Origin of the sequence: uncultured Thiodictyon sp. (assembly GCF_903946935.1) — a bacterium.
Classification (GTDB): Bacteria; Pseudomonadota; Gammaproteobacteria; order Chromatiales; family Chromatiaceae; genus Thiodictyon.
Genome location: NZ_CAJAXH010000211.1, coordinates 1 through 3,904 on the forward strand (window position 1 = coordinate 1; position 3,904 = coordinate 3,904).

Here is a 3,904-nt window from a genome sequence, read left to right on the forward strand (position 1 = left end):
CCCCCGCGGTCTGACCCCGGTCCGTGGCGCCCCGCCGGGTCGGCGGGCCCGACTCCGGTCGCCCTACGGGCTCCCTCCGTCTGGCCCGCCGACCCGGCGGCCCCTCCCCTGCATCTCGCCCCCTGCCCCCGCCAACAGGGGACATCTCTACTTTGCGGAATAGGGGACATTTCTACTTTGGGTTGACAGGGTTTTTCGTGGGTCGCTGCAAAGACCTTCTGCGCGGACTCCGCGACCTTGCGGGTTGACGCCCAGACTCGCGGGATGAGGGACCAGACCCTTTGGGCCGGCTCAGACGGTGTCTGGCATGATGCCCAGCCGTCGGGAACAGTGACGGCAGATGTTCGCCAGGCGCCCCAGGGGAGCGGAGCGGCGCCACAAGGACAGTGCGAGGCTCCCCAGCGGCTGGGAACCACGCCAGAAGGGCGGTGGCGGGCGCCACAGGGGCTGTGCAACGGTGAATATTCGGATTGCGGATTCAACCTCTTGGTGAAAGGCTGAAAGTGTTAATATATTCAAATGGTTGTGGCCGTCGAAAGATTTCGCGCAAAACGCTTGGGAACCGATGTAAAACGTCTCTGCATCGGTGCAGAAGGTCTCTGGCGCGTCTACGAGCCCTTGGGGATGAATACAGAAGGTCATTGGCGCGACTCCCGGAGCTTGGGAGTCACCGCACAAGGTAGCTGCCAAAGCCCCCAGTCATGATGTAACGCTTCACTGTGGCTCTGGCGGGCTTCCGTGGGATTGGGAGCGCGTGCAAACGGCTGTTGCAGGCGAGTCCGGGGGAGTTGGCACGGCGATGCCCGGGGGGACGGGATCAGGACCTGCGCATTCCGCTGTCGCATACCGACGGGCACATACTCATCACCCGGCTCACGGCCGCGGGCCAGACTAACGGCGCTTCCCGCATACCCCGCCAAAAACAGAACCTTCAGCCCTCACGCCCGCCATGGACGCTCTGACATCATGGGCGCCATGAGCATCTTCGACTTCTTGCACCGCCGCCCCGCCCACGCCGTGCCCGCCGCCCCGGTGGCCGCGGTACCGCTGATCGCGCCCCCGGACATCCCGCGTTATCCGCCGTTCCTGCAGGGCATCCCGGTGGTGGCCTCGGCGCACCTGGTGGCGACCCAGGCCGAACTGGTGGACAAGCTGCGCTACGGGATTGACTGCACGCCCGACTTCTTCCGCACGCAGGTACGCCCGGTCGTCGAGCGCTTCGCCGCCTTCGTCCACCTCCTGCCGGCCTCCGAGGCGCACCATCACCGGGGCGCCGGCGGGTTGCTGCATCACAGCCTGGAGGTCGCCTTCTGGGCCGGTCAGGCGAGTGCCGGGAAGGTGTTCGCCATGGACCGGGAGCCGGCCGTGCGGCGTGTGCATGAGCCCCTGTGGCGTCTGGCGGCGGCGCTGGCGGGCCTGTGCCACGATATCGGCAAGCCCATCTCGGACCTGTCGGTGACCAACCGCGACGGTACCCTGACCTGGTCGCCGATGCATGAGACCATCGCGGAGTGGGCCGCCCGGCACGGGCTTGAAAGCTACTACCTGCACTGGCGCGAGCGGCGCCACAACCGCCATCAGTCGGTGGGGATGTTCGCCGTCGAGCGGGTGCTGGGGCGGGATGTGTTCGCGATGCTGTTCCAGGCGGACCCCGAGATCGGCAACGCCTTGATCGACGCGGTGGCCGGGGCGAATGAACAGGCGACCCTGACCCAGCTGGTGAGCAACGCCGACCGGGCCTCGGTCGAGCGGGACCTGAAGAGCAACCGCATCGACCCCCAAGCGACCTCGCTCGGGGTGCCCATCGAGCGCTACCTGCTCGACGCCATGGCGCGGCTGGTGCGTGCCGGCACCTGGGGGATCAACACCCCGGGTTCGCGCCTGTGGATGCTGGGTGACAGCCTGTATGTGGTCTGGCCCCAGGGGGGCGATGAAGTCGTCCAACTGCTCGCGGCCGATCGCGTCCCGGGTATCCCGCGGCACCCTGATACCCTCGCGGACCTGCTGATCGAGCGCGACTATGCGCTCCCCCCGAGCGAAGGCGATGGCGTGCGGCGTTACTGGCGTCTGGCCCCGGCCCCCCTGGTGCGCGATGGCAAGCCGGTCACGCTGACTTTGCTGCGCCTGACCTCCCCGCATCATGTGCTGTCCGGGTCGGTGCCGGCCCCCGTCGGCCTGGCCGGTGACGCGGTGGTGCGGGCCGCAGTGCCGCGTCCCGTTCTGGGGGACAGCACCGCCGGTGCCGACGACGCCGAACGCCGGGACGAAGCCGCGCGCCTGGGCCTGGAGTGGGAGGATGACGACGAGGCGAGCGTGGACGATCTGGACCTGACTGACACCCGCCCGCCTGTCGCCGTCCCGGAATCCCCACCACCGTCCGCCGCCGACCCGGTACGGTCCTCGGTGGTTCCCGCGACGCCATCCGCCATCGAGCAGGCCGCAGAACGCTTGCGACAGCAACGGTCGGTGACGCAACCATCCATCCCGGCACCCGCCGATCCCCGCACGGTGGCCGAAGCGTGGTTCCAGGCGCGGCGCCCCGGTGCGGGTGCCCGCCTGCTGCTGGCCCTTGCCGCAGCGATCCGGACCGGCGTGCGCCTACCGGCGGCTGTGCTGTACCTCCCTGACCAACCAGGCGATCAGCTGTGGATCCGTGTGCCGGATGGTCTGGAGGGATTCGGCCCAACGTTGGAGGTCCAGATCGCCGCCCTGTGGGACGACGATCTGCTCGCGGTCGATATCCTCAAACCCTACCTGCGCGTGCGGGTGATCGACGGCGTCCGTGGGGTCGTCCTCAAGGTCGAGGCCAGCGGACACTTTGCGACCTTGCTGCCGGCCGGAGCCCTGGACCTCTGCACGCCCCGGACGCTGGTCGGTGCGGTACCGGTCAATCCGGAGCCCCGCGGTCCCATGCCGACGGCCGTCTCGCCTGAATCAATCCCATCCAGTCTGGCACCGACCGTCGGCCAGAGCCCGAGCGCGGTCGCCAATGCCTTGATCGCCCAGGTACGCGCTGCACATGCGGCCGCGGGCGCAGACGGTCAGGGCACCGTGGTCGTGGTGACGCCCGCGGACATCGCCGCCGCGGCGCAGGCGGCGGGACTCAAGCCGCAATCGCTGAAACTGGCGCTGATGCACCGGCCCGGTTGCCGCATGACCCCTGACGGCGGAGCCGCGGTCGCCGCCGAATGACCACGGCCTATGCCGACCCCCGGCGCCCCAACTACGAGCGCCGGGCGCTCATCCTGTGGGTCGTCGTCGCGGTAGTTGCCGCGGTCACCGCGGGTCGCTGGGGGCTACCGACTGGCGCCTTTCACTGGCGCGCCTGGCTGTCGCTCGCCATGGCGCTGACTTGGGTCCGGGGTGCCGTGCGGATCGCCAGTCAGCATGAATGGCTGCGCGGACACCACCTCGGGTGCATCGCCCCAGAGGACTTCGCGGCCCGTCTGCCGTCCTGGTCCGGAGACCTGTGGCTGGGCTGGGGCTTCGACTGGCTTCCGGTGCATACGCAGCTCGCACTGGACCTCATGCGCGCGGGACCGGAGCAATTCGCCCCGCGCGATCCGCAGCGCATGGGCGCCACCTGGCTACATGGCCTGGGGGGGCGGGATCAGGACCTGCGCATTCCGCTGTCGCATACCGACGGGCACATGCTCATCGTCGGGGTCACGGGCGCTGGCAAGACCCGCACCTTCGACCTCCTGGTCACCCAAGCCGTGCTGCGTGGTGAGGCGGTCCTGATCATCGACCCCAAGGGCGACCGCGACCTGCGCGATACGGCGCAGCGGGCGTGCGTCCTGGCCGGCACCCCGGAGCGCTTCGTGCATTTCCATCCGGCCTTTCCCGCCCAGTCGGTGCGCATCGACCCGCTGCACAGCTTCAATCGGCCCACCGAGCTCGCGAG

Annotated in this window: 2 protein-coding genes; both read left to right on the top strand. The window is 69.1% G+C overall.

Going from position 1 to position 3,904, the window contains the following annotated elements:
• Positions 1-975: 975 nt before the first annotated feature.
• The gene (mobH, locus tag QZX93_RS17955) at positions 976-3,192 is read left to right on the top strand and encodes a MobH family relaxase (protein WP_295386158.1); all 2,217 of its coding nucleotides are present in this window, start codon (positions 976-978) and stop codon (positions 3,190-3,192) included.
• Positions 3,189-3,904: helicase HerA-like domain-containing protein (locus tag QZX93_RS17960; protein WP_295394804.1), on the top strand; the 716-nt coding region annotated here is incomplete at its 3' end. The genes mobH and QZX93_RS17960, both read left to right, overlap by 4 nt.